This window comes from Mycobacterium sp. E1214 (genome assembly GCF_001666755.1).
GTDB lineage: Bacteria > Actinomycetota > Actinomycetes > Mycobacteriales > Mycobacteriaceae > Mycobacterium.
In genome coordinates, this window is record NZ_LZJC01000050.1 from 62,213 (window position 1) to 81,333 (window position 19,121).

The window sequence follows — 19,121 nt, forward strand, 5'->3', positions numbered from 1 at the left end:
CGGCCTCGCGACCGGCCCTGCGCAAACCGGGGTGAGCGGTGTGGTTTCAATCCGCGCCGGATCGGACAAAGATGACACTATGAGCAGCAACACCCCTGCGCCCGGCCAGCCGCCGCACAAGCCTGTCGCCCCGCCGCCGACCGGCGCGGCCGCCACGCCGCCGGCCGGGGCGGCGCGCAAGGATCCGGCGATCCCGTTCACCCGCGCCGGCGCGTTGTGGTCGTCGCTGACCGTCGGCTTCCTGATCCTGATCGCCTTGCTGGTTTTCATCACCCAGAACACGGCGTCGACGCGGTTTCAGTTCCTGATGTGGCACTGGAGCCTCCCGTTGGGGGTGGCGATCCTGTTGGCGGCGGTGGTCGGCGGCCTGATCACGGTGGCGGTCGGGACCGCGCGCATCGTCCAACTGCGCCGCGCCGCCAAGAAGAATCACGCGGCCACACTGCGCTAGGCCGGTTGCCGGTCGACTAACCCGGCAGCTTGGCGAGTTCGGCCAGGCCGCGCGAGACGAGCGGCGCCACCACCTCGGGCGCGTGCTCGCTGTCCGTCAGGCCGCGGGCCTGGTCGGACATCCGCCGACGGAAGTCGATGCCGGCGGCGATGATGGCCAGCTTGAAGTAGGCCAACGCCATGTAGAACTCCCAGTGCGCCAGCGGTAGGCCCGCGACCAGCGAGTAGCGGTCCGCGAGTTCGTCGGCGTTGGGCAGCAGCGGTGAGGTCCAAGCCGCTTGCGCGTTGACGATGAGGTCCAGCGCCGGATCGCGGTACACGCACATCAGCGCCGCGTCGGAGAGCGGATCGCCCAGCGTCGAAAGCTCCCAGTCGACGACCGCCCGCACCGTCGTCGGGTCGTCCGCGTCCAGGATGGTGTTGTCGATGCGGAAGTCGCCGTGCACGATCGAGGTCCGGCTCTGCTGCGGAATTGCCGCGTTCAGGCCCGCGTGCAGCCGCTCCACGTCGGCGTCGCGCCGATCGTCCGGGAGCCGCACCAGCGCCCACTGCGAGCCCCAGCGCCGCACCTGGCGCTCCAGGTATCCGCTGGGCTTGCCGAAATCGCCGAGGCCGACGGCGTCCGGGTCGACGTTGTGCAGATCGACCAACACCCGGATCAGCGAGTCGACGCAGCTGCCGATCACGGTGTGGCTGAACGACTCGAGCTGACCACGGCGGCGGACCACCTGCCCGGCAACGAATTCCACGATCTGGAAGGGCGCGCCCAGCACCGCGTCGTCCTTGCAGAGCGCGACCGTGCGGGCCACCGGGACGGGCGTGTCCTGCAGGGCGGCGACCACGCGGTATTCGCGGGCCATGTCGTGCGCCGACGGGGTCAGGCCGTGCAGCGGCGGGCGTCGCACCAGCCAGCTGGTCGCATCGTCGTAGACCCGGAACGTCAGGTTGGACCGCCCGCCGGAGATGAACTCGCCACGCAACTCGCCGTCGCGTTCGATGCCTAGGGAACGCAGGTACCGATCCAGCGAGGCCAGGTCGAGGCCCTCGAGTTGGTCAGCTGTAGTCACCGATCTTGTTTACCATCGCGGCCGGCGGCGGGCTGCACCACCACGGCATCGTCGGGCCTCGGCGGTCTCGTCGATCACGCCGAGCCGCCACCCGTCGCGTCATCGAGCAGCCGCTGGTTGCGGGGCAACAGATCCCACACGTGCTCGGTGGTGTTGACCGCGGCCACGGTGGCTTGCCCGGACCGGGAGTACAGCAGCCGGGTCACCGACGCGTAGTCGACTGGGAACGACAACAGCCGCGCCGTCCCGAGGATTTCGTGCAACAGCACGTTGATCACGCCGCCGTGGCTGAAGACCGCCACCGTGTCCTCGGGGTCGGCGGCGGACACCAGGTCGCCCACCGCGGCGCGGACCCGGTCGCGGAACGCGTCTTCGTCGACGGCACTGGGCAGGTGGCCCTGCGCCAGGCGCGCCCACTCCTCAGGCATCTCCGCGCGGATCTGCTCGACCGGGATGTAGAGCTTGAGGTCGCGGTCGTACTCGGCGAAGCGATCGTCGATCTCGACCGTCAGCTCGCGGGCCGCCGCGACGGGTTCCGCGGTCTGGATCGCACGCCGTTGCGGACTGCTCACCACCCGCGAGATGGGGAACCGGGCCAGCGCGTCGGGGAGCCGCTCGATCTGCGCTATTCCCTCCGCCGAGAGCTCCGGGTCGGAGCCTTCGCCGGGTTCGCTGCGCAGCGGTAGGGCGTGGCGGACCAGAAGCAGTTGCATGGGATCGTCCCGTCGTCGGTGGGCTGGCCCTGCCAGCCTTGCATGCGCCGCGCGGACCGGCCCACCGGAGAATGTTATTCTCCACAGCGAGAGTGGGGTGTGCGGACAATGGTGACTGCCGAGGGAACCCAAGTGCAGCCGGGCGTGCTTGGGCGCTGGCTCGACGCGAACGATGCGCCGGGAGCCGGGGAGGAACCCGTCCTGGAACAGCTCAAGGGCGGCTCGCAGAACACCCTGTACCTGATCCGCCGCGGTGGACAACGCCTGGTGTTACGCATGCCCGGCCCGCGCGCCGACGCCGCGCGAATCGACGGCCTCCTCAGGGAGATCCGGTTGGTGCGGGCGCTGGCGGGGACCGACGTCCCGCACGCCGCGCTCGTGGCCGCCGACGAGACCGGCAGCGTTCTCGGGATGCCGTTCTACGTGATGCAGGCGATCGACGGGTGGAGTCCGATGGACGGCGGATGGCAGGCGCCGTTCGACACCGACCTGCAGGCCCGGCGGCAGCTGGCGTTCGAACTGGTCGAGGGCGCGGCCAGGCTCGGCCGGGTCGACTGGCGCGCGCAGGGGCTCGACGGCTTCGGCCGGCCCGACGGCTTCCACGAGCGGCAGGTGGACCGGTGGTTGGCCTTCCTGAACTCGTACAAGGTCCGCGACCTGCCGGGGCTCGACGACGCCGCGGATTGGCTGCGCCGCAACATTCCCGTGCGGTACCGCCCCGGCATCATGCACGGGGACTACCAGTTCGCCAATGTCATGTTCGCGCACGGGAAGCCGGCTCGACTGGCCGCAATCGTGGACTGGGAGATGACGACCGTCGGGGACCCGCTGCTGGACCTGGCCTGGGCGCTGTTGGGATACGACGGCGACGAACCCAGCACCGACGGCTTCTACCTGGACATGCGCGGGATGCCCGCCCGCAGCGAGCTGCTGGAGCGCTACGAGGCGGTCAGCGGGCTGTCCACCGAGAACATCGGCTACTACCTGGTGCTGGCCAACTGGAAGCTGGGCATCGTGCTGGAGAAGACCTATGCCGCCGGGGTACGGACCGGCAAGGTTGACCCCAAGATCAGCGCGGCCTTCGGTTCGATGATCCCCAAGCTCATCGCCACGGCCGCCGAGCTCGCCCGCGCCCAGCCTTCCGGTGGCCGCTGAAATGGGCTATGCCGACACCCTTTTCGACCTCACCGACCGGGTGGTGTTGATCACCGGCGGCAGCCGGGGCCTTGGCCGCGAGATGGCGTTCGCCGCCGCGCGGTGCGGAGCCGATGTGGTGATCGCCAGCCGCAACATGGACAACTGCGTGGCCACCGCCAGAGAGATCGAGGCCCAGACGGGCCGCTCGGCGCTCCCCTACCAGGTGCACGTCGGCCGCTGGGACCAACTCGACGGGCTGGTCGAGGCCAGCTACGACCGGTTCGGCAAGGTGGACGCGCTGATCAACAACGCCGGCATGTCGCCGCTCTACGACAAGCTCACCGACGTCACGGAGAAGTTGTTCGACGCCGTGGTCAACCTGAATCTCAAGGGCCCGTTCCGGTTGTCGGCGCTGGTGGGTGAGCGGATGGTGGCGGCGGGCCGCGGGTCGATCATCAACGTCAGCTCCACCGGGTCGCTGCGGCCGGACGGCGGCATCATTCCGTACGCCGCCGCTAAGGCCGGACTGAACGCGATGACGGAGGGCCTGGCGCGCGCCTTCGGCCCCGCCGTGCGGGTCAACACGCTGATGGCAGGACCCTTTCTCACCGACGTGAGCAAGGCCTGGAATCTCGAGGCCGCCGAGACCGCGCCGTTCGGTCATCTGTCGCTGCGGCGCGCCGGTGATCCTCACGAAATCGTCGGCGCCGCACTGTTTTTGGTGTCCGACGCGTCCAGCTTCACCACCGGGTCCATCGTGCGGGCCGACGGCGGGATCCCCTGACACGAGGAGAATCGAATGGCCTGGGACTTCTCCACCGAGCCCGAATTCCAACGGAAGCTCGACTGGATCCGCGGGTTCGTGCGCGACGAGGTGGAGCCGCTGGAGGTGCTGTTCGGCGGCTGTGAATTCCTGCCGCTCAACGACGAGCGCCGCCGCATCGTCGACCCGCTCAAAAAGCGGGTCCGCGACGAGGGCCTGTGGGCGCCCCACCTGGGCCCGGAATTGGGCGGTCAGGGGTTCGGTGCCGTCAAGCTGACCCTGATCAACGAGATCCTGGGCCGCAGCCCCTGGGCCCCCATCGTGTTCGGAACGCAGGCGCCGGATACCGGCAACGCCGAGATCATCGCCCGCTTCGGCACCCCGGAACAGAAGGACCGCTACCTGGCGGGCTTGCTGTCCGGCGAGATCTTCTCCTGCTTCTCCATGACCGAACCGCAGGGCGGCGCCGATCCCCGCGTCTTCACGACTCGCGCCGAGCGCGACGGCGACGGCTGGGTGATCACCGGCCGAAAGTACTTCTCGTCCAACGCCTCCGTAGCAACCTTTTTCATCGTGGTGGCCATCACCGATCCCGACGTACCCGTGCACCGTGGCGCGTCGACGTTTTTGATCCCCGCCGGCACACCGGGGCTGTGCGTCGAGGCCACCCACCATCTGGTGGGCGCCGAACCGCACGAGCCCGGCCACTCGCTGGTCCACTACGACGCGGTGCGGGTGCCCGCCGCGGCACTGCTGGGCGAGCCGGGGCAGGGCTTCCATATTCTGCAGACGCGGCTCGCCGGTGGGCGGTTGCACCACGCGATGCGCTCGATCGGGATGGCACAACGCGCCGTGGAGATGATGAGTCGGCGGGCGAAAAGTCGTTTCACCCAAGGCAGTTCGTTGGCCGACAAGCAACTCGTGCAGCAGTTCGTCGCCGACTCCTACACCGAGCTGATCCCGTTCCGGTTGACCGTGCTGCACGCCGCCTGGCTGATCGACAGCGGCGACGAGCTGGCCGCCCGCGCCGAGATCGCCGCGTGCAAGATCCTGGCGTCACAGGTGCTCAAGTCCATTGGGATGCGGGCGATTCAGGTGCACGGCGCGCTCGGCCTCACCGACCAACTGCCCCTGGTGAACGTCTTGTTGGGCGGCATCGCGCTGGGCCTGGCCGACGGCCCCACCGAGGCGCACAAGGTGAACCTGGCGCGGATGCTGCTCAGGGACTATGACGCCGAGGACAGTGAATGGCCCAGTGAGATGCTGGCGGTGCGGCGCGCGGCCGCGCGCGCCAAATACGGTGAGCTCGTTGACCTCTAGGGTCGCGGCGGCGGTCGAGCGCGCGCTCGACGAGCGGCAGCGCGAGGCCACCGAGGAGGTGGAGCGCATCCTGGCCGCCGCGGTGCGCGTCATGGAACGGGTGGCGCCCGACCCGCCGCGGGTCAGCGACATCGTCGCCGAGGCCGGGTCGTCGAACAAGGCTTTCTACCGGTACTTCGCGGGCAAGGACGATCTGATCCTGGCCGTCATGGAGCGCGGCGTCGCCCTCGTGGTGTCTTACCTGCAGCACCGGATGGCGAAGGAATCGACGCCGCGCGACCAGATCGCGCGGTGGATCGAGGGCACGCTCGCCCAGGTGGCCGACCCCCACCTGATCAGCATGAGCCGGGCCGCGGCCGGGCAGCTGCCGGTCGCCAGCCGGACGGCCGACCGGGAGATACTGCGACCGCTGCGCGCGCTACTGGTCGAACCCGTTGCGGCGCTGGGCAGCAGCGACGTCGAGCGCGACGTCGAGGCAGTCTTCGGCTGCACCGCCCACACCCTGCGGCGCTACGTCGGCTCGACCGAGCGGCCCACGCCCGACGACATCGCGCATGTGGTGCAATTCTGTCTACACGGACTGGGAGTCAGCTGATGCGCGCTGTGATTTGCCGGGCCTACGGCACGCCGGAGGATCTCGTCGTCGACGACGTCGACGACCCCGTACCCGGTCCCGGTCAGCTGTTGGTGCGGGTGCGCGCCGCGGCGGTCAATTTCCCCGACGTGCTGTTCATCGCGGGCAAATACCAGGTCAAGATCCCGCCACCGTTCATCCCCGGCAACGAAATCGCGGGCGAGGTCATCGCCGCCGGTGAAGGAGCGTCGTTCGCCCCGGGCCAGCGGGTGGCCGGAACGACGTTCGGGGCCTTCGCCGAGCGGGCGCTGCTGGACGCGGCCCAGGCGCAGAGCGTGCCCGACGACGCCGACTTCGCCTCCGCCGCGGCCTTCGGCGTCACCTATCGCACGGCCTACCACGCCCTGCGGTCGACCGCGGCCGTCGCACCGGGCGACTGGGTGGTGGTGCTGGGCGCCGCGGGCGGGGTCGGGCTCGCCGCGGTCGATCTGGCGGTCGCGATGAAGGCTCGCGTGCTGGCCGCCGCGTCGAGCGCGGACAAACTCGCGCTGTGCCGCGAGCGCGGCGCCGAGGCCACCGTCGACTACGACCGCGAAGACCTCAAGTCGCGGATCCGCGAGCTCACCGGCGACGCCGCGCGCGTGGTGCTGGATCCCGTCGGCGGCGGGTACGCCGAACCGGCGCTACGCGCGCTCGCCCGGGGCGGCACCTTCGTCACGCTGGGCTACGCGACGGGCACCATCCCGGCGATACCGCTGAACCTGGTTCTGTTGAAGGATGTCTGCGTGCGGGGCATGGAGATTCGCACGTTCATGGCCGACCATCCCGAGCAGGGCGCGCGCGACCTGGCCGAGTTGTCGCGGATGTTCGCCGACGGCACCGTTCGGCCCTACATCGGCGCCCGGTTCCCGTTGGCCGAGACCGCCGCCGCGCTGCGCTACGTGGCCGATCGAAAGGTGTTGGGCAAGGTCGTCATCGACGTCGCCTGACCGGGTCAGGGCGTGACGATGTTGAATCCGGGGTCGGGTCGATCCAGCACACCCAAAAAGGCTTGCAGCGCAGACGCATCCCCGGAGACCGTCAGCCCCGGTGACGTGAAATCGCCGAAGGCGACGGCCAGCAGCCGGTCCTTGCCGGCCAGCTCGAGGGTGACGGTGGCCGTGGGCGGATCCGCGGGCGCCTGGCGGTGGACCAGCACGCCGTTGCGCAAGGTCAGCCGGTAGTTGACGGCCGCATCGGCGAACGCGAGGTCGATGGTGATGTCGAGGCCCCAACCGCGCGGCCCGTCGACGCGGATGGCCAGGCTGTCGAAGATCTGCTCCGCAGAGAGCTGGGCGAGCATGGTCGCCGAGGCGACCTGCGCCGCCGTGCCGAAGTTGCCGTCGCGCAGTTCCGTCGCCCCGCTCAGGAAGAAGTTGCGCCACGTGGCGTTCTCGGCCCCGTAGGCCAGCTGCTCAAGGGTCGAGGCGTACAGGCCGCGGGCGCCGGGATGCTTGCTGTCGGTGAACATCGCATGGTCGAGCAGGGTTGCGGCCCAACGGAAGTCACCGCCATCGAAGGCCTGCTGGGCCAGCTCGACGACACGGTCGATGCCGCCCATCGCCGCCACGTAACGGGGCGCCAGCGCCTCCGGCGGGTGCGGCCACAGCCGCCCCGGGTTGCCGTCGAACCAGCCCATGTATCGCTGATAGATCGCCTTGACGTTGTGGCTGACCGAGCCGTAGTAGCCGCGGGCGTGCCACGCCCGCTCCAGCGCCGGCGGCATCTGGAACATCTCGGCGATCTCCACGCCGGTGAATCCCCGGTTGAGCAGCCGTAGCGTCTGGTCGTGCAGGTAGGCGTACAGGTCGCGCTGCAGCGACAGGAACGCGACGATGTCGTCGCGCCCCCAGGTGGGCCAGTGATGCGACGCGAACACCACGTCGGCGCGGTCACCGAAGGCGTCGATCGCCTCCGTGAGGTATCCCGCCCAGGCGCGGGGGTCGCGCACCAGCGCGCCGCGCAGGGTCAACAGGTTGTGCAGGTTATGGGTCGCGTTCTCGGCCATGCACAGCGCGCGAAAACCCGGAAAATAGAAGTGCATTTCGGCCGGTGCCTCGGTGCCCGGGGCCATCTGGAACTCGATCTCGACGCCGTCGATGATGTGCGTCTCGCCGGTGGCGCGGATGTCGACGGTCGGGACGATGATGGCCACCTCGCCCGTCGACGCGGCCTGACCTAGCCCGCACCCCACCTGGTCCCGGGGCCCCCGGGGCAGCAGCGACCCGTACATGTACGTGGCGCGGCGGGTCATCGCGGGCCCGGCGTAGACGTTCTCCTGGACGGCGTGTTCGGTAAAGCCTTCGGGCGCCAAGACGGCCACGGCGCCGGAGTCGACCTCGGCCTGCGAGGTGACGCCGAGGACGCCGCCGAAGTGGTCGACGTGGCTATGGGTGTAGATCACCGCCACGACGGGCCGGTCGCCGCCCCGGTGCTCGCGATACAGCTGCAGCGCCGCCGCGGCGACCTCCGTCGACACCAGCGGGTCGATGACGATGACGCCGGTGTCGGTCTCGACGAAGGTGACGTTCGAGAGGTCGAACCCGCGGACCTGGTAGATCCCCGAAACCACCTCGTAGAGACCCTGTTTGGCGGCCAGGGACGACTGCCGCCACAGGCTGGGGTGCACCGAGGCCGGCGCCTGGCCGTCCAAGAAGGCATACGCGTCGTTGTCCCATACCACTCGCCCGTCGGCCGCCGTGATGACGCAGGGCGACAACGCGGCGATGAAGCCGCGGTCGGCGTCGGCGAAGTCGGCGGTGTCGTCGAAAGGCAGGTGGTGCGCTCGATGCGCCGACTCGATCACTGGGCTGACAGGTGTGCGGTCCACGGCCGCTACATTGCCATTAATCCGCCATTCCGCGCAGGCCATTCACGCTGCTTTACGCCGACCAATTAATGAACACAGAAACAATTTCTCGGGGGCCTGGATCTCGGGCTCAGTTAACCCTCATACTGCCTCCACGGCCCTCAATGCCGAGGACCGCAACTTCGGGCAAAGGAGTCCAGGTGAAGCGTGAACTGACGATCGCCGCGGTAGGAGTGGCAATTCTGGCCGCCGGCATTTCCGGCTGTTCGAGCAACAAATCGTCGAACGGCAGCTCCGGCGGGAACACCTCGGGCGGCGGCAGCGGCCCCACGGTGACCATCGACGGCAAGAACCAGAACGTGGCCGGCTCGGTGGCGTGCAACACCGCCGGCGGCACCGTCAACATCGCGATCGGCGAGAAAGCCACCGGCATCGGGGCGGTCCTGAGTGACGGAAACCCCCCGCAGGTGAAGTCGGTGGGCCTGGGCAACGTCAACGGTGTCACGCTGGCCTACACCCAAGGCGGAGTCGGCGGTAACGCGTCGGCGACCAAGGACGGCAACCACTACAAGATCACCGGCACCGCGACGGGGGTCGACATGGCCAACCCGACGCAGACGGTGAACAAGCCCTTCGAGATCGACGTGACCTGCTCTAGCTAGGGGTCTCCGGCCGGCGGTTGCCATTCGCCCCGTTGAGTGGCAACCGCACCGTGAACGCGGTGCGGCCGGGCGCGCTGTCCACGCTGATCGTGCCGTGGTGCGCCTTGACCACCGCCGACGCGATCGCCAGGCCCAGCCCGGTGCTGCCGCCCTTGCGGGAACGGGAGGAGTCGCCGCGCGCGAAGCGCTCGAAGACCTCGGACTGCAATGTCGCGGGGATTCCGGGTCCGTTGTCGATGACCTGGAGCACGGTGTCCTCCGGCTCGGCGGCCAACCGCGTGGTCACGACGGTGCCGGCGCCGGTGTGGACGCGGGCGTTGGCCAACAGGTTGGCCAGCACCTGGTGCAGCCGGGCCGCGTCGCCGGTGACCATGACCGGCTCGTCGGGCAGGTCGAGTTCCCACTGGTGGTCGGGCCCGGCGACGTGCGCGTCGCTGACGGCGTCCACCGCCAGCGCCGACAGGTCGACGGGTTCGCGTTCCAGCGGCCGGCCCGAGTCCAGGCGGGCCAGCAGCAGCAGGTCCTCGACGAGGCGCGTCATCCGCTCGGTCTCCGACGCCACCCGGCTCAACGCCTGCGCGACGGCCTCGCGGTCGTCACCCATGCGCTGGGTCAGCTCGGTGTAGCCACGGATCGCCGCCAGCGGGGTGCGCAGTTCGTGGCTGGCGTCGGCGACGAACTGACGGACCCGGGTCTCGCTGGCCTGCCGCGCGGACAGCGCGGCCGCGATGTGGTCGAGCATCCGGTTCAGGGCCGCCCCGAGCTGGCCCACCTCGGTCGCGGGGTTCGCGTCCGATTCCCGCACCCGCACCGGCAATTCGACCTCACCGCGCGACAGCGGCAGGTCGGCCACCTTGCTCGCCGTCTGGGCGACGCGGCGCAGCGGCGCCAGCGCACGGCGGATGATGACGACGCCGGCGGTGGTCGCGGCGCCCAGCGCGACCGCCGTGACGATCCCGAAGATCACCAGCATCCGCATCAGGGTGGCGTCGATGTTGGCCATGGACAGCCCGGTGACGATGACGTCGCCCCCGTTGCGGCTGGGCGCGGCGATTACCCGGTAGCGACCCAAGCCGTTGAGATCCAGGGTGACGGGCCTACGGCCGTCGGCGATTTCGGCCAACTGGCGCTGGGCCGTAGGCGTCAGCTCGGCGCGCTCGCCGCTGGCCGTGGTGTAGCCGGCATCGACCGTCTGCCCGTGGCTGACGACCGCGGCCACCATGCCCGCCGGCTGGCCCGGCGCGTCCAAAAAGCGCGGACCGGGGCCCGGCCTGGGGTAGAAGTGCTGATGCCGCCATCCCGAATGCGGCGGATCGGGATACATCAAGGCGGACCGGTAGGAGGTCCCGGCGAGCTGCCCGTCGAGTTGCTTGACCAGGTGGTGGTTGAGCGCCAGCTCCGTGACCGCGGTGATGCCCACGCACACGCAGGCCAGGACGACGATCTGCCCGACGAGCAGCCGCAACCGAAGGGACCAGACCCGCCCCGTGTCAGCGGGCCGGCTTGAGGACATAACCTGCGCCGCGCAGCGTGTGAATCATGGGTTCGCGACCGTTGTCGATCTTCTTGCGCAGGTAGGAGATGTAGAGCTCGACGATGTTGGATCGGCCGCCAAAGTCGTAGCTCCACACCCGGTCCAGGATCTGCGCCTTGCTCAGCACCCGCTTGGAGTTGCGCATCATGAAGCGCAGCAACTCGAACTCGGTGGAGGTCAACGAGATTGGCTCACCGGCGCGGGTGACCTCGTGGCTGTCCTCGTCCAGAACCAGGTCTCCCACCACCAACTGGGCCCCGCTGTCCACCGTCGTCACGCCGGTGCGGCGCAACAGCGCCCGCAGCCGCAGGACCACCTCTTCGATGCTGAACGGCTTGGTGACATAGTCATCGCCGCCGGCGGTGAGCCCGGCGATGCGGTCCTCGACCGCGTCCTTGGCCGTGAGCAACAGCACGGGCAGTTGCGGATTCTCCTCGCGCAGCTTGTGCAGGACGTCGAGCCCGCTCATGTCGGGCAGCATCACGTCGAGGACGACGACGTCGGGTCGCTGGGCACGCGCGGCCGCGATGGCTGTCGCGCCGTCACCGGCGGTGGCGATGTTCCAGCCTTCGTACCGAAGGGCCATCGACACCATCTCGGCCAGGACGGACTCGTCGTCCACCACCAGGACGTTGATCGGGTTGCCGTCGGCACGACACATCACGACCCGCTCTACGGAAGTTCGGGGCTGTGTCACAAGTTCCAGTATCCGCCGGGCTCTAGGCCGCCGCTATGACATACCTATGCGTGTCCTGTGAAACGAAATCGCGCGACTGCAGAGCAGCCGCGCGATGCCGTTTTCCAGCGGGTTAGTACCAGTAACGCCGTCCGGCGACCGGGCGGCCCACCGAGCCCAGGATCCACAGGATGGCCCCGATGACCAGCAGCACCACACCCAGCGTGGTGAGAATCGGTACGTGGACGAAGTACCCGAGAACTAGCAGGACAATTCCCAAGATGACCATGTCAACTCCGTTCAGGTGAGGGGTTAGAGGTGAAACGTTGGCATCGAACTCGGTTGCGGCAGGTGGCAATCCGCAACTTTCGGGTTGACGCCAAAGTAATTCAATGGACCCGCGATCACGGTCACCGCGACGGTGCCCGCTGATGCGCAGGTTGTCTGGTCGTTCTTGAAGTAATCGCGCTGCCACGCTGCGATCACTCCGATGATCAACCAAACCAGGGCAACCGAGCTGATGATTCCGCTGCCACGCATGGTGACCTCCATTGTGGTCGAGAAAAGGTTTCTCGTGGAGCGAGTAGTTACCCATTCGACTCATGTCTAAACCTGCATTCGGCTAGCCGTTGCCGAGGGCTTTGGTCAGCAGGCCGGCGAGTCGCTGCTGCTCAGGCTGCCCCAGGCGATCGGTCAACGGCGCCAGGAGATCGCCGATTTTCCCCAGCACCACCACCTCCAGGCGCCGCGCTTCCGCCGTCAGGCAGACCCGCACCGACCGGCCGTCGGCGAGGTCGGCCTTCTTGCGAAGCAAGCCGCGCTGGGTGCCTCGATCTACGAGGCCACTGACGGTGGAGCGCTCGAGACCCAGGTAGCCGGCCAACTCGGCCATGGTCGGTTCGCGATCCCGCAATATGCCGAGCACCCGCAGCTGAGTCAGCGACAGATCATGTTCGGCCGCAACGCGACTCAGCGCCGCGACCACCGTGAACGACATCTGCACCAGGCTGTCTCTCAGATCCTCCGCCGTGTCCATGGCTGAACTATAACTTGCAATAGTTCGTATTACGATCTATTTTTAGTTCTCAATACGAACTATTTGAGGAGGGTCCGATGCGCGCTGCCGTCGTCACCGCGTTCGACAAGCCGCCGAGCTACCGCGAGTTCCCCGACCCCGTAGCGCAGTCGCCGGGCGAGGTTGTCGTCAACGTGGTTGCCGCGGGACTGAGTCCGCGGGTCCGCTCCCAAGCCAACGGGTCGCACTACACGAGTTCCGGTGTGCTGCCGCTGGTGCCCGGCATCGACGGGGTCGGGCGCGCACCCGACGGAAGTCTGCGTTACTTCGTCCTGCCCGAGACCACCCTCGGTGCGATGGCCGAGCGGACCGTCATCGCCCCACGCCGCAGCGTCGAGTTACCCGACGACGTCGACCCGATTCTGGTGGCCGCAGCGGCGAACCCGGTGATGTCCTCGTGGGTAGCGCTGCGGCAGCGGATCCAGTTCGCCCCCGGGCAAACGGTTCTCGTGCTGGGCGCCACCGGAAGCTCCGGGCGGCTGGCGGTGCAGGTGGCCAAGCACCTGGGCGCCGGTCATGTCATCGGCGCGGGGCGGGACGCGCAGCGGCTCGCGACACTGCCCGGTCTGGGGGCCGACGCCGTCGTGCAACTCGACGGGCCCGCGGCACTCGCCGAACTGGCCGACCTGGCCCGCGACGTCGACGTCGTTGTCGACTACCTGTGGGGCCCGATCACCGCGGAGCTGATGGCCGGCATCGCGGCCGTGCGCACGGACCCGGGAAAACCGTTGACCTGGATCGAGATCGGCGCAGTCGCCGGCGCTTCGGCCGACATCGCCTCCGCGGCGCTTCGCTCGTCGCGCCTGCAGATCGTCGGCAGCGGCCAGGGGTCGGTGTCCGCCGCCGACTTCCTGGTCGAGATGCCAGCGCTGATCAGCGAAATCACCGCGGGCACCTTCGATGTCGCGGCTCGCGGGGTCCCGCTCGCCGAGGTGGAGTCGGCGTGGTTAGACACCGACGTCGACGAGCGGATCGTGCTGACGCCCTAGTTGCCGTGAGTCCGACCGTGGCCGACGGGAGAGGCGCCGGCCACGGTGACGGACAGCGGACACAACCACGAGCGGCGCGGCGTCAGTGCCAATGGCCGCGATCGCGCGGCTCTCCGTCGCGGAAGTGGTCGTCGTGGCAGCGCCCCTGATCCCAGTTGCCGCCCCAGCCCGGGTCCCAGAACTGCCCCGGGCACCAGTGGTAATCCGGCAGCGGCGCCGGCTGGGCTTCGGCCAGCGCCGCCGCCCCCACACCGATGAGCCCCAGTCCGGCGCTCATGACCAACGATGACGCTGCAATGCGAATTGTTTTGTTCACGCCGACCTTTGTACCCGCGCGGCCGAGTCGATCAACGCATCTGAATCATGTTGTGACATAACGTCTTTACAACACAGCCGTCCTCGTAGCCGCGGAGCAAATCGGCAAAATCCCGTTCCGCCGCAAGGTGTTACGTTGCTCGCCCCGCCGCCGCGCACCGGGCAGGCCACGCGCGCAGAGCCACCTATTCGGTTTGCTGTCAACGAGTTCGGCGCGACGGCGGCCACGGGCCGTTTTGCCGTAGGGCCGCGGCCGCCCGTCGCACCCGCTGCTGCGCGGCGATTGCCGCCGGCGGCCGCCCGGCCTCCCGGCGCGGTGCGTCGGTTATCGGAGTCGAGGTCAGTCGGCCCGGCGCTGGGCGGACACGTACACCGTCGGCGGCATCGCGTCCTCGTCCCCCGACGGCAAGGCGCGACCGTAACGGGCCATCAGCTCGGGGAACGTCAACGCCGCCACGTCCCAGCCACGCTCGCGCAACCAGGCGTCCACGGCGGTGCGCTCCTCCGGGTACCAGAGGTCGCCGTAGTCCGTGACTTCACCGTCGACCAGCTTGGCGGCCACGTCCCGCATCCGCCGCTCGTCCTCGCGCTGACGCGCCACCAGAGCCGGGTCGGTGAAGCCCGCGCCCGGCACGTTAGACGCCAGCCAGCTGCCTGGGACGCTGAGCGAGTGGATCCGCTCGAACAGCAGGTCCTGGGCCTGCGCCGGCAGGTAGCGGACGAGACCCTCGGCCGACCACACCGCCGGGCGCGACGCGTCAAAGCCCGCCTCCTGCAACGCTTTCGGCCAGTCCTGCCGCAGATCGATCGGAACGTTGACCAGTTGCGCCGTCGGGCTGGCGCCGTGCTGACGCAGGGTGTGGGACTTGAAATCGAGCACCTTGGGCTGGTCGAGTTCGTAGACGACCGTGCCGTCGGGCCAGGGCAGCCGCCACGTGCGCGCGTCCAGGCCGGACGCCAGGATGACCACCTGCCGGACCCCCGCGTCGGCCGCGTCGAGGAAGAAGGAGTCGAAGAAGGCGGTCCGGGTCGCCATGAAGTCGATCATCAGCTGGATCCGCGACCGCACCTCCGGCTCGGCCTCGACGGCCTTGGCCAGCAAGTCGGGATCGGTGTAGATGCTCCACATGCCGGGGCCCGCGGCGTCGACGAACACGCGCGCGAACGGATCGTTGATCAGCGGGTTCTCGCTCGCCGTCTCCGCGGCCCGCGCCGCCGCAACCCCCAGTGCGGTGGCGCCCACGCTGTGCGTGATGTCCCAGGAATCGTTTTCGGTCCGCGGCATCGTCGTTCCCCTTCCCAGAAAGTAAGTTATGCACACTATTCTTCCAGCCGCCGCCGCCCAGCGGCCGCTCGCCGGCCCTGGCCTACGCTTTTCCCAGAGGGTCCACAGGTTGGAAAAGGAGTGCCATGACACCGCAGGCCGTGGACTTGGCCGCCGTCGCCGAATGGATGTCGACGCAGGGGCTCGGCGAGGGTCCGATCCAGGACGTCGCCACCGTCACCGGTGGCACCCAGAACGTGATGTTGCGTTTCACCAGGGCCGGGCGTCCCTACGTGTTGCGGCGTGGACCGCGACACCTGCGTGCCCGCAGCAACAGCGTCATCCTGCGGGAGACGAAAGTCCTTGCCGCGCTGGCTGGTTCGGACGTTCCGCACCCGCATCTGATCGCCACCTGTGCGGACCCCGCCGTCCTGGGCGACGCCGTCTTCTATCTGATGGAGCCCATCGACGGGTTCAACGCCGGCGAGGGCCTGCCGCCCCTGCACGCCGCCGACCCCGGAGTGCGGTTCCACATGGGGTTGTCGATGGCCGACGCGCTGGCCAGGTTGGGCGCCGTCGACCACGTCGCGGTCGGTCTCGCCGACTTCGGCAAGCCGGAGGGATTTCTCGAGCGCCAGGTGCCCCGCTGGCTGGGAGAATTGGACTCCTAACCAATACGACGGCTACCCGGGGCCGCAGATCCCGGGGGTGTGGGAAGTCTCGTCCTGGCTGGAGCAACACCGGCCGGCCCAGTGGACGCCTGGCATCATGCACGGCGACTACCACGCCGCCAATGTCATGTTCTCGCGCACCGGCCCCGACGTGGTCGCGATCGTCGACTGGGAGATGAGCACCATCGGCGACCCGCTGCTGGACCTGGGCTGGCTGCTGGCCACCTGGCGCCAATCCGACGGTTCGGCGGTGTTCAGCCACGCCCTGGGCGGGCAGGACGGATTGGCCAGCACGGACGACCTGTTACAGCGGTATGCCGCCAACACCACCCGGGACCTGACGCATTTGACCTGGTACGTGGTGCTGGCGTGCTTCAAGCTGGGCATCGTCATCGAGGGGACCCTGGCCCGCGCCTACGCGGGTCAGGCGGACCGGGCCGTCGGTGACCAACTGCACGCGGCCACCGTGTATCTGTTCGAGCGCGCGTTGCGGCTCATCGACAACGAGGCTTGAGCTACTAGCATCTCGTTCGTGCCGCCGTATCCCGAAGAACCCGATTACTACTCCGAGCCCACCGCGGCCGCGCGCTACGGCGGGTATTACGACGCCGCGCCCGAACCGCCGCCGCCGCCGACTCCGTGGTATCGCCGACCGGCCGCGCTGGTCGCCGCCGGCGCGGTCGGGGTGGTGCTGCTGGCGGCGCTGGTCTTCACGGTGGTCAAACTGACCTCGGGCGGTCCGGCCCAAAGCCCGGCCACCACAACCACACCGGCACCGTCCAGCGCCGCGCCGGCGACCACCGAGGCGCCGCGGCACCACGGCGGGGGCGGGGGCGGCGCGCCGACCGAGACGGTCACCGAGACCGCGCCGCCGGCGAGCACCGACACGCCGACGACCACGGCGCCGCCGAGCACCACCGCGCCGCCGAGCAACGAGACCAGCACCGTGACGCAGACCGTGACCGTCCCGCCGCGGCGCGGACCGTTCGGGGGCCCCGGCGGGCCGCGGCCCTGACGCAGCCGCATGGCCGCGACAGGCAGCCTCGTCCGCCCGGCGGAGTCGCGCGACGCCGCGGCCTGCCTGGCCATCTACCGGCCGTACGTGGAGAACACCGCGGTCAGCTGGGAACTGGAGGTTCCGACCGCTCAGGAGATGGGTTCCCGGATCGCCTCAGCCCGCGAGCAGCATGAATGGCTGGTGCTCGAGCGCGACGGTCGGGTCGTCGGGTTCGCCTACGGGCATACCCTGACGCGGTTCCCCGCCTTTCGCTGGTCGACGGAGACCGGGATTTACGTGGACGCGGGACACCAGCGCAGCGGCGCCGGCCGCGAGCTTTACACACGGCTGCTGGGGCGGTTGGCCGAACGCGGCTATCGACGCGCGTTCGCGGGCATCACGCAACCCAACGAGGCCAGCACCGCGTTCCACCGCTCGCTGGGCTTCACCGAGGCGGGCGTGTACCGGCGGGTCCAGTGGAAGCACGACGGCTGGCACGACGTCGCATGGCTGCAACTCGATCTACTGGGCGCCGGCGATCGCGGGGAACCGCCCGGCCCCATTAGTTGACCCCGGGCCCGTGTCCGGACCCGGGGTGGGAGTCGATCTGAGTTAGCGGCCGCCGCCGGCGCCACCGCCGAAACGGCCGCCACCGGCGCCGCCGCCGTGCCGGCCACCGCCCGCGCCACCGCCGTGCCGGCCACCGCCCGCGCCACCGCCGAAGCGGCCACCGCCGGCACCGCCGCCGTACCGGCCACCGCCGGCGCCCCCACCAATTCGCGCAATGCTTGTCGTAGTCATGCGCCGGAAGCTATCGCCGATCGGTCGGGTGAGACAAGAAATTCGGTCTTAACGATTTGTGTCTACTCGGCGCGGGCGAGGTCGGCGCCGGGATCTAAGTCGAGAGTGCGCCCGAAGGGATTCGAACCCCTAACCTTCTGATATATTCGCGCGTCCGAGCGCGTCTATTGACGTCCATAAAAGGCTTGTGGCCCAACATCATTGAGGAAACATGATGTGCGGCCGTCCACGCGAATCTAGGTTGGTTCACGGGCGTTTATATCGGGAAAGTGGAGACCGATCGCGGCCGCGTAGCGCCAGATCACCGCCGATCCATCTCGCAGAGAAACGGCAATTGATTTCACGACAACGACGAAAACAGGCTGATGGGCCCCGGCGACCGGATTCGAGCCGGCCCCGGGGCAGTGGCCGAACTGACACACGGAATAAGGAGTTCGACAGATATGAGCATGACAACCAACAACAACCGCCGCATCGACTTTGAGCCAATGTCCGACCGCGACCTCGCCGTCACGCTGCTCGAATTGGCCTACGAGCTTGAGCGGCGACACGGAACCGAGAACGCAAACCGCCGACTCGCCCAGTGCAACGGCACAAGCATCGACGAGCTGGAACGGTGGGTCGTCGACGAGTTGGATCGGGCGGCGTGAACGGGCGCGAGTGCCTGCGGTGCGGTTACGAGTCCAGGCGGCCCAAAGGGGCCGCCTGGGCGGATCGCCACCCGGCCGCCGCGGTGTGCGCCGGCGTCTTCGTCGGCCTGCCGGCGCTCTACACCGTCGCCGGCGTCTTCCTGGCGTACCCATGGTTCTTCGTGCCGCTGCTCGTCGTCGTCTGCGCGGTGCTCGTCGACCACCGCAACCGCCGGCGAGCAAGCATCATCGCTCGAGCGAATTTTGACTACCGGCAGGAAATCGCCGGCGCGGTGTTCGCGCGCGATTACCTGTCACCAATCCAGCCGCCAGCGACCGTCCCGGTTCGATCGGCAGGCGTGGTCGCCAGCCGGCATGTGCTGAACAGCTGGCCGACAACACCGATGCTGGCCGCGCCCATGCGACGTCTGCGGCGGCCGCGAACAAACTTCGACCAAGGCGCCGTCGGGCCGCCGAACATTGGCCGACAACCCAACCAATGCAGGGGGAGCCGATGAGAAAAGTACTCGTATCTGCCGGCATCGCCGGCGCAACAGCATTCGCGGCCACCGCGGTCGCCGCCGCGCAGCCGGCGCACGCGGACCCGGGAACGTGCCAATACCTAGGGACGTACTA

Annotated in this window: 23 protein-coding genes and 1 pseudogene; 13 read left to right on the forward strand and 11 right to left on the reverse strand. The window is 68.9% G+C overall.

The genetic code is table 11. The features are described 5' to 3' along the window. Positions 1–79: 79 nt before the first annotated feature. Positions 80–451: a lipopolysaccharide assembly LapA domain-containing protein gene (locus A5700_RS06305; protein WP_068071336.1), complete on the forward strand. Its 372-nt coding sequence runs from the start codon at positions 80–82 to the stop codon at positions 449–451. Positions 452–467: 16 nt separating this feature from the next. Here A5700_RS06305 and A5700_RS06310 read toward each other — a convergent pair whose 3' ends face one another. Both A5700_RS06310 and A5700_RS06315 read right to left on the reverse strand, forming a co-directional pair. Beyond that, complete coding sequence (locus tag A5700_RS06310; RefSeq protein ID WP_068071334.1) at positions 468–1,517, reverse strand: phosphotransferase family protein; 1,050 nt, start codon at positions 1,515–1,517, stop codon at positions 468–470. A gap of 74 nt (positions 1,518–1,591) precedes the next feature. Next, the gene (locus A5700_RS06315) at positions 1,592–2,230 is read right to left on the reverse strand and encodes a histidine phosphatase family protein (RefSeq protein WP_068071332.1); all 639 of its coding nucleotides are present in this window, start codon (positions 2,228–2,230) and stop codon (positions 1,592–1,594) included. A 108-nt stretch (positions 2,231–2,338) separates the two neighbouring features. Between A5700_RS06315 and A5700_RS06320 the strand changes: the two genes are divergently transcribed. Genes A5700_RS06320 through A5700_RS06340 form a run of 5 tightly spaced genes read left to right on the forward strand, consistent with a single transcriptional unit; the run spans position 2,339 to position 7,013 of the window. After that, entirely contained in the window at positions 2,339–3,385 is a 1,047-nt protein-coding gene (locus tag A5700_RS06320) for a phosphotransferase family protein (RefSeq protein ID WP_068071330.1), read from the forward strand. Position 3,386: 1 nt separating this feature from the next. Next, positions 3,387–4,151 carry an SDR family NAD(P)-dependent oxidoreductase gene (locus A5700_RS06325; protein ID WP_068071438.1) on the forward strand — a complete coding sequence of 255 codons (765 nt, stop codon included), beginning with the start codon at positions 3,387–3,389 and terminating at the stop codon, positions 4,149–4,151. A 15-nt stretch (positions 4,152–4,166) separates the two neighbouring features. After that, on the forward strand, positions 4,167–5,450 hold the full coding sequence (locus A5700_RS06330) for an acyl-CoA dehydrogenase family protein (protein ID WP_068071328.1): 1,284 nt from the start codon (positions 4,167–4,169) through the stop codon (positions 5,448–5,450). Further along, on the forward strand, positions 5,431–6,045 hold the full coding sequence (locus tag A5700_RS06335) for a TetR/AcrR family transcriptional regulator (protein WP_068071326.1): 615 nt from the start codon (positions 5,431–5,433) through the stop codon (positions 6,043–6,045). Before A5700_RS06330 ends, A5700_RS06335 begins: the two co-directional genes overlap by 20 nt. Further along, positions 6,045–7,013, forward strand: a complete 969-nt coding sequence (locus A5700_RS06340) for an NADPH:quinone oxidoreductase family protein (protein WP_068071324.1) — start codon at positions 6,045–6,047, stop codon at positions 7,011–7,013. Before A5700_RS06335 ends, A5700_RS06340 begins: the two co-directional genes overlap by 1 nt. A gap of 5 nt (positions 7,014–7,018) precedes the next feature. On the opposite strand, the gene A5700_RS06345 is transcribed toward A5700_RS06340, so the two are convergent. Continuing rightward, positions 7,019–8,893, reverse strand: a complete 1,875-nt coding sequence (locus A5700_RS06345; RefSeq protein ID WP_231991382.1) for an alkyl/aryl-sulfatase — start codon at positions 8,891–8,893, stop codon at positions 7,019–7,021. 179 nt (positions 8,894–9,072) lie between these two features. Between A5700_RS06345 and A5700_RS06350 the strand changes: the two genes are divergently transcribed. Then, positions 9,073–9,534, forward strand: a complete 462-nt coding sequence (locus A5700_RS06350) for a lipoprotein LpqH (protein ID WP_068071320.1) — start codon at positions 9,073–9,075, stop codon at positions 9,532–9,534. Here A5700_RS06350 and A5700_RS06355 read toward each other — a convergent pair. The 5 genes from A5700_RS06355 to A5700_RS06370 all read right to left on the reverse strand — a co-directional run bounded on the left by A5700_RS06355 (position 9,527) and on the right by A5700_RS06370 (position 12,780). Next, positions 9,527–11,047 carry a cell wall metabolism sensor histidine kinase WalK gene (locus A5700_RS06355; RefSeq protein WP_068071318.1) on the reverse strand — a complete coding sequence of 507 codons (1,521 nt, stop codon included), beginning with the start codon at positions 11,045–11,047 and terminating at the stop codon, positions 9,527–9,529. The two genes, A5700_RS06350 and A5700_RS06355, sit on opposite strands and share 8 nt — an antisense overlap. Further along, positions 11,025–11,729, reverse strand: a complete 705-nt coding sequence (gene tcrX, locus A5700_RS06360) for a two-component system response regulator TcrX (protein ID WP_068071316.1) — start codon at positions 11,727–11,729, stop codon at positions 11,025–11,027. Before tcrX ends, A5700_RS06355 begins: the two co-directional genes overlap by 23 nt. Before the next feature lie 148 nt (positions 11,730–11,877). Beyond that, positions 11,878–12,033, reverse strand: a complete 156-nt coding sequence (locus A5700_RS25975) for a DUF6131 family protein (RefSeq protein ID WP_156671101.1) — start codon at positions 12,031–12,033, stop codon at positions 11,878–11,880. A gap of 23 nt (positions 12,034–12,056) precedes the next feature. Further along, entirely contained in the window at positions 12,057–12,296 is a 240-nt protein-coding gene (locus A5700_RS06365) for a hypothetical protein (RefSeq protein ID WP_068071314.1), read from the reverse strand. 70 nt (positions 12,297–12,366) lie between these two features. Then, positions 12,367–12,780, reverse strand: coding sequence for a MarR family winged helix-turn-helix transcriptional regulator (locus A5700_RS06370; protein WP_068071312.1), 414 nt, complete (start codon positions 12,778–12,780; stop codon positions 12,367–12,369). Between the two features lie 77 nt (positions 12,781–12,857). On the opposite strand from A5700_RS06370, the gene A5700_RS06375 reads away from it, so the two are divergent. Beyond that, positions 12,858–13,808, forward strand: coding sequence for a zinc-binding dehydrogenase (locus tag A5700_RS06375; RefSeq protein ID WP_068071311.1), 951 nt, complete (start codon positions 12,858–12,860; stop codon positions 13,806–13,808). Between the two features lie 82 nt (positions 13,809–13,890). Here A5700_RS06375 and A5700_RS06380 read toward each other — a convergent pair whose 3' ends face one another. Next, positions 13,891–14,085 carry a hypothetical protein gene (locus tag A5700_RS06380; protein ID WP_197502867.1) on the reverse strand — a complete coding sequence of 65 codons (195 nt, stop codon included), beginning with the start codon at positions 14,083–14,085 and terminating at the stop codon, positions 13,891–13,893. Between the two features lie 378 nt (positions 14,086–14,463). Beyond that, positions 14,464–15,408, reverse strand: a complete 945-nt coding sequence (locus A5700_RS06385) for a class I SAM-dependent methyltransferase (RefSeq protein WP_068071310.1) — start codon at positions 15,406–15,408, stop codon at positions 14,464–14,466. Between the two features lie 125 nt (positions 15,409–15,533). Between A5700_RS06385 and A5700_RS06390 the strand changes: the two are divergent. The 3 genes and pseudogenes from A5700_RS06390 (at position 15,534) to A5700_RS06400 (ending at position 17,625) form a co-directional block, all read left to right on the forward strand. Beyond that, positions 15,534–16,572 (forward strand): annotated as a pseudogene (locus tag A5700_RS06390) (phosphotransferase family protein). An 18-nt stretch (positions 16,573–16,590) separates the two neighbouring features. Next, positions 16,591–17,073 carry a hypothetical protein gene (locus tag A5700_RS06395; RefSeq protein WP_068071308.1) on the forward strand — a complete coding sequence of 161 codons (483 nt, stop codon included), beginning with the start codon at positions 16,591–16,593 and terminating at the stop codon, positions 17,071–17,073. A gap of 9 nt (positions 17,074–17,082) precedes the next feature. After that, positions 17,083–17,625 (forward strand): GNAT family N-acetyltransferase, encoded by a 543-nt coding sequence (locus tag A5700_RS06400; RefSeq protein ID WP_068071306.1) that lies wholly within the window; start codon positions 17,083–17,085, stop codon positions 17,623–17,625. A gap of 42 nt (positions 17,626–17,667) precedes the next feature. Here the strand turns inward: A5700_RS06400 and A5700_RS25145 are convergent, their stop codons facing one another. After that, on the reverse strand, positions 17,668–17,856 hold the full coding sequence (locus A5700_RS25145; RefSeq protein WP_082960542.1) for a hypothetical protein: 189 nt from the start codon (positions 17,854–17,856) through the stop codon (positions 17,668–17,670). Positions 17,857–18,299: 443 nt separating this feature from the next. Here A5700_RS25145 and A5700_RS06405 point away from each other — a divergent pair, with 443 nt between their 5' ends. Both A5700_RS06405 and A5700_RS06410 read left to right on the forward strand, forming a co-directional pair. Continuing rightward, positions 18,300–18,506, forward strand: a complete 207-nt coding sequence (locus A5700_RS06405; RefSeq protein ID WP_068071304.1) for a hypothetical protein — start codon at positions 18,300–18,302, stop codon at positions 18,504–18,506. After that, positions 18,503–19,003 (forward strand): hypothetical protein, encoded by a 501-nt coding sequence (locus A5700_RS06410; protein WP_068071302.1) that lies wholly within the window; start codon positions 18,503–18,505, stop codon positions 19,001–19,003. Before A5700_RS06405 ends, A5700_RS06410 begins: the two co-directional genes overlap by 4 nt. Positions 19,004–19,121: the final 118 nt, after the last annotated feature.

Excerpts from the sequence above, each read along its gene's own strand:
- A5700_RS06305 (WP_068071336.1), top strand. The coding sequence starts at position 80 with ATGAGCAGCAACACCCCTGCGCCCGGCCAGCCGCCGCACAAGCCTGTC.
- A5700_RS06315 (WP_068071332.1), bottom strand. The coding sequence starts at position 2,230 with ATGCAACTGCTTCTGGTCCGCCACGCCCTACCGCTGCGCAGCGAACCC.
- A5700_RS06320 (WP_068071330.1), top strand. The coding sequence starts at position 2,339 with ATGGTGACTGCCGAGGGAACCCAAGTGCAGCCGGGCGTGCTTGGGCGC.
- A5700_RS06325 (WP_068071438.1), top strand. The coding sequence starts at position 3,387 with ATGGGCTATGCCGACACCCTTTTCGACCTCACCGACCGGGTGGTGTTG.
- A5700_RS06330 (WP_068071328.1), top strand. The coding sequence starts at position 4,167 with ATGGCCTGGGACTTCTCCACCGAGCCCGAATTCCAACGGAAGCTCGAC.
- A5700_RS06340 (WP_068071324.1), top strand. The coding sequence starts at position 6,045 with ATGCGCGCTGTGATTTGCCGGGCCTACGGCACGCCGGAGGATCTCGTC.
- A5700_RS06355 (WP_068071318.1), bottom strand. The coding sequence starts at position 11,047 with ATGTCCTCAAGCCGGCCCGCTGACACGGGGCGGGTCTGGTCCCTTCGG.
- tcrX (WP_068071316.1), bottom strand. The coding sequence starts at position 11,729 with ATGTGTCGTGCCGACGGCAACCCGATCAACGTCCTGGTGGTGGACGAC.
- A5700_RS25975 (WP_156671101.1), bottom strand. The coding sequence starts at position 12,033 with ATGGTCATCTTGGGAATTGTCCTGCTAGTTCTCGGGTACTTCGTCCAC.
- A5700_RS06365 (WP_068071314.1), bottom strand. The coding sequence starts at position 12,296 with ATGGAGGTCACCATGCGTGGCAGCGGAATCATCAGCTCGGTTGCCCTG.
- A5700_RS06370 (WP_068071312.1), bottom strand. The coding sequence starts at position 12,780 with ATGGACACGGCGGAGGATCTGAGAGACAGCCTGGTGCAGATGTCGTTC.
- A5700_RS06375 (WP_068071311.1), top strand. The coding sequence starts at position 12,858 with ATGCGCGCTGCCGTCGTCACCGCGTTCGACAAGCCGCCGAGCTACCGC.
- A5700_RS06380 (WP_197502867.1), bottom strand. The coding sequence starts at position 14,085 with ATGAGCGCCGGACTGGGGCTCATCGGTGTGGGGGCGGCGGCGCTGGCC.
- A5700_RS06385 (WP_068071310.1), bottom strand. The coding sequence starts at position 15,408 with ATGCCGCGGACCGAAAACGATTCCTGGGACATCACGCACAGCGTGGGC.
- A5700_RS06400 (WP_068071306.1), top strand. The coding sequence starts at position 17,083 with ATGGCCGCGACAGGCAGCCTCGTCCGCCCGGCGGAGTCGCGCGACGCC.
- A5700_RS25145 (WP_082960542.1), bottom strand. The coding sequence starts at position 17,856 with ATGACTACGACAAGCATTGCGCGAATTGGTGGGGGCGCCGGCGGTGGC.
- A5700_RS06405 (WP_068071304.1), top strand. The coding sequence starts at position 18,300 with ATGAGCATGACAACCAACAACAACCGCCGCATCGACTTTGAGCCAATG.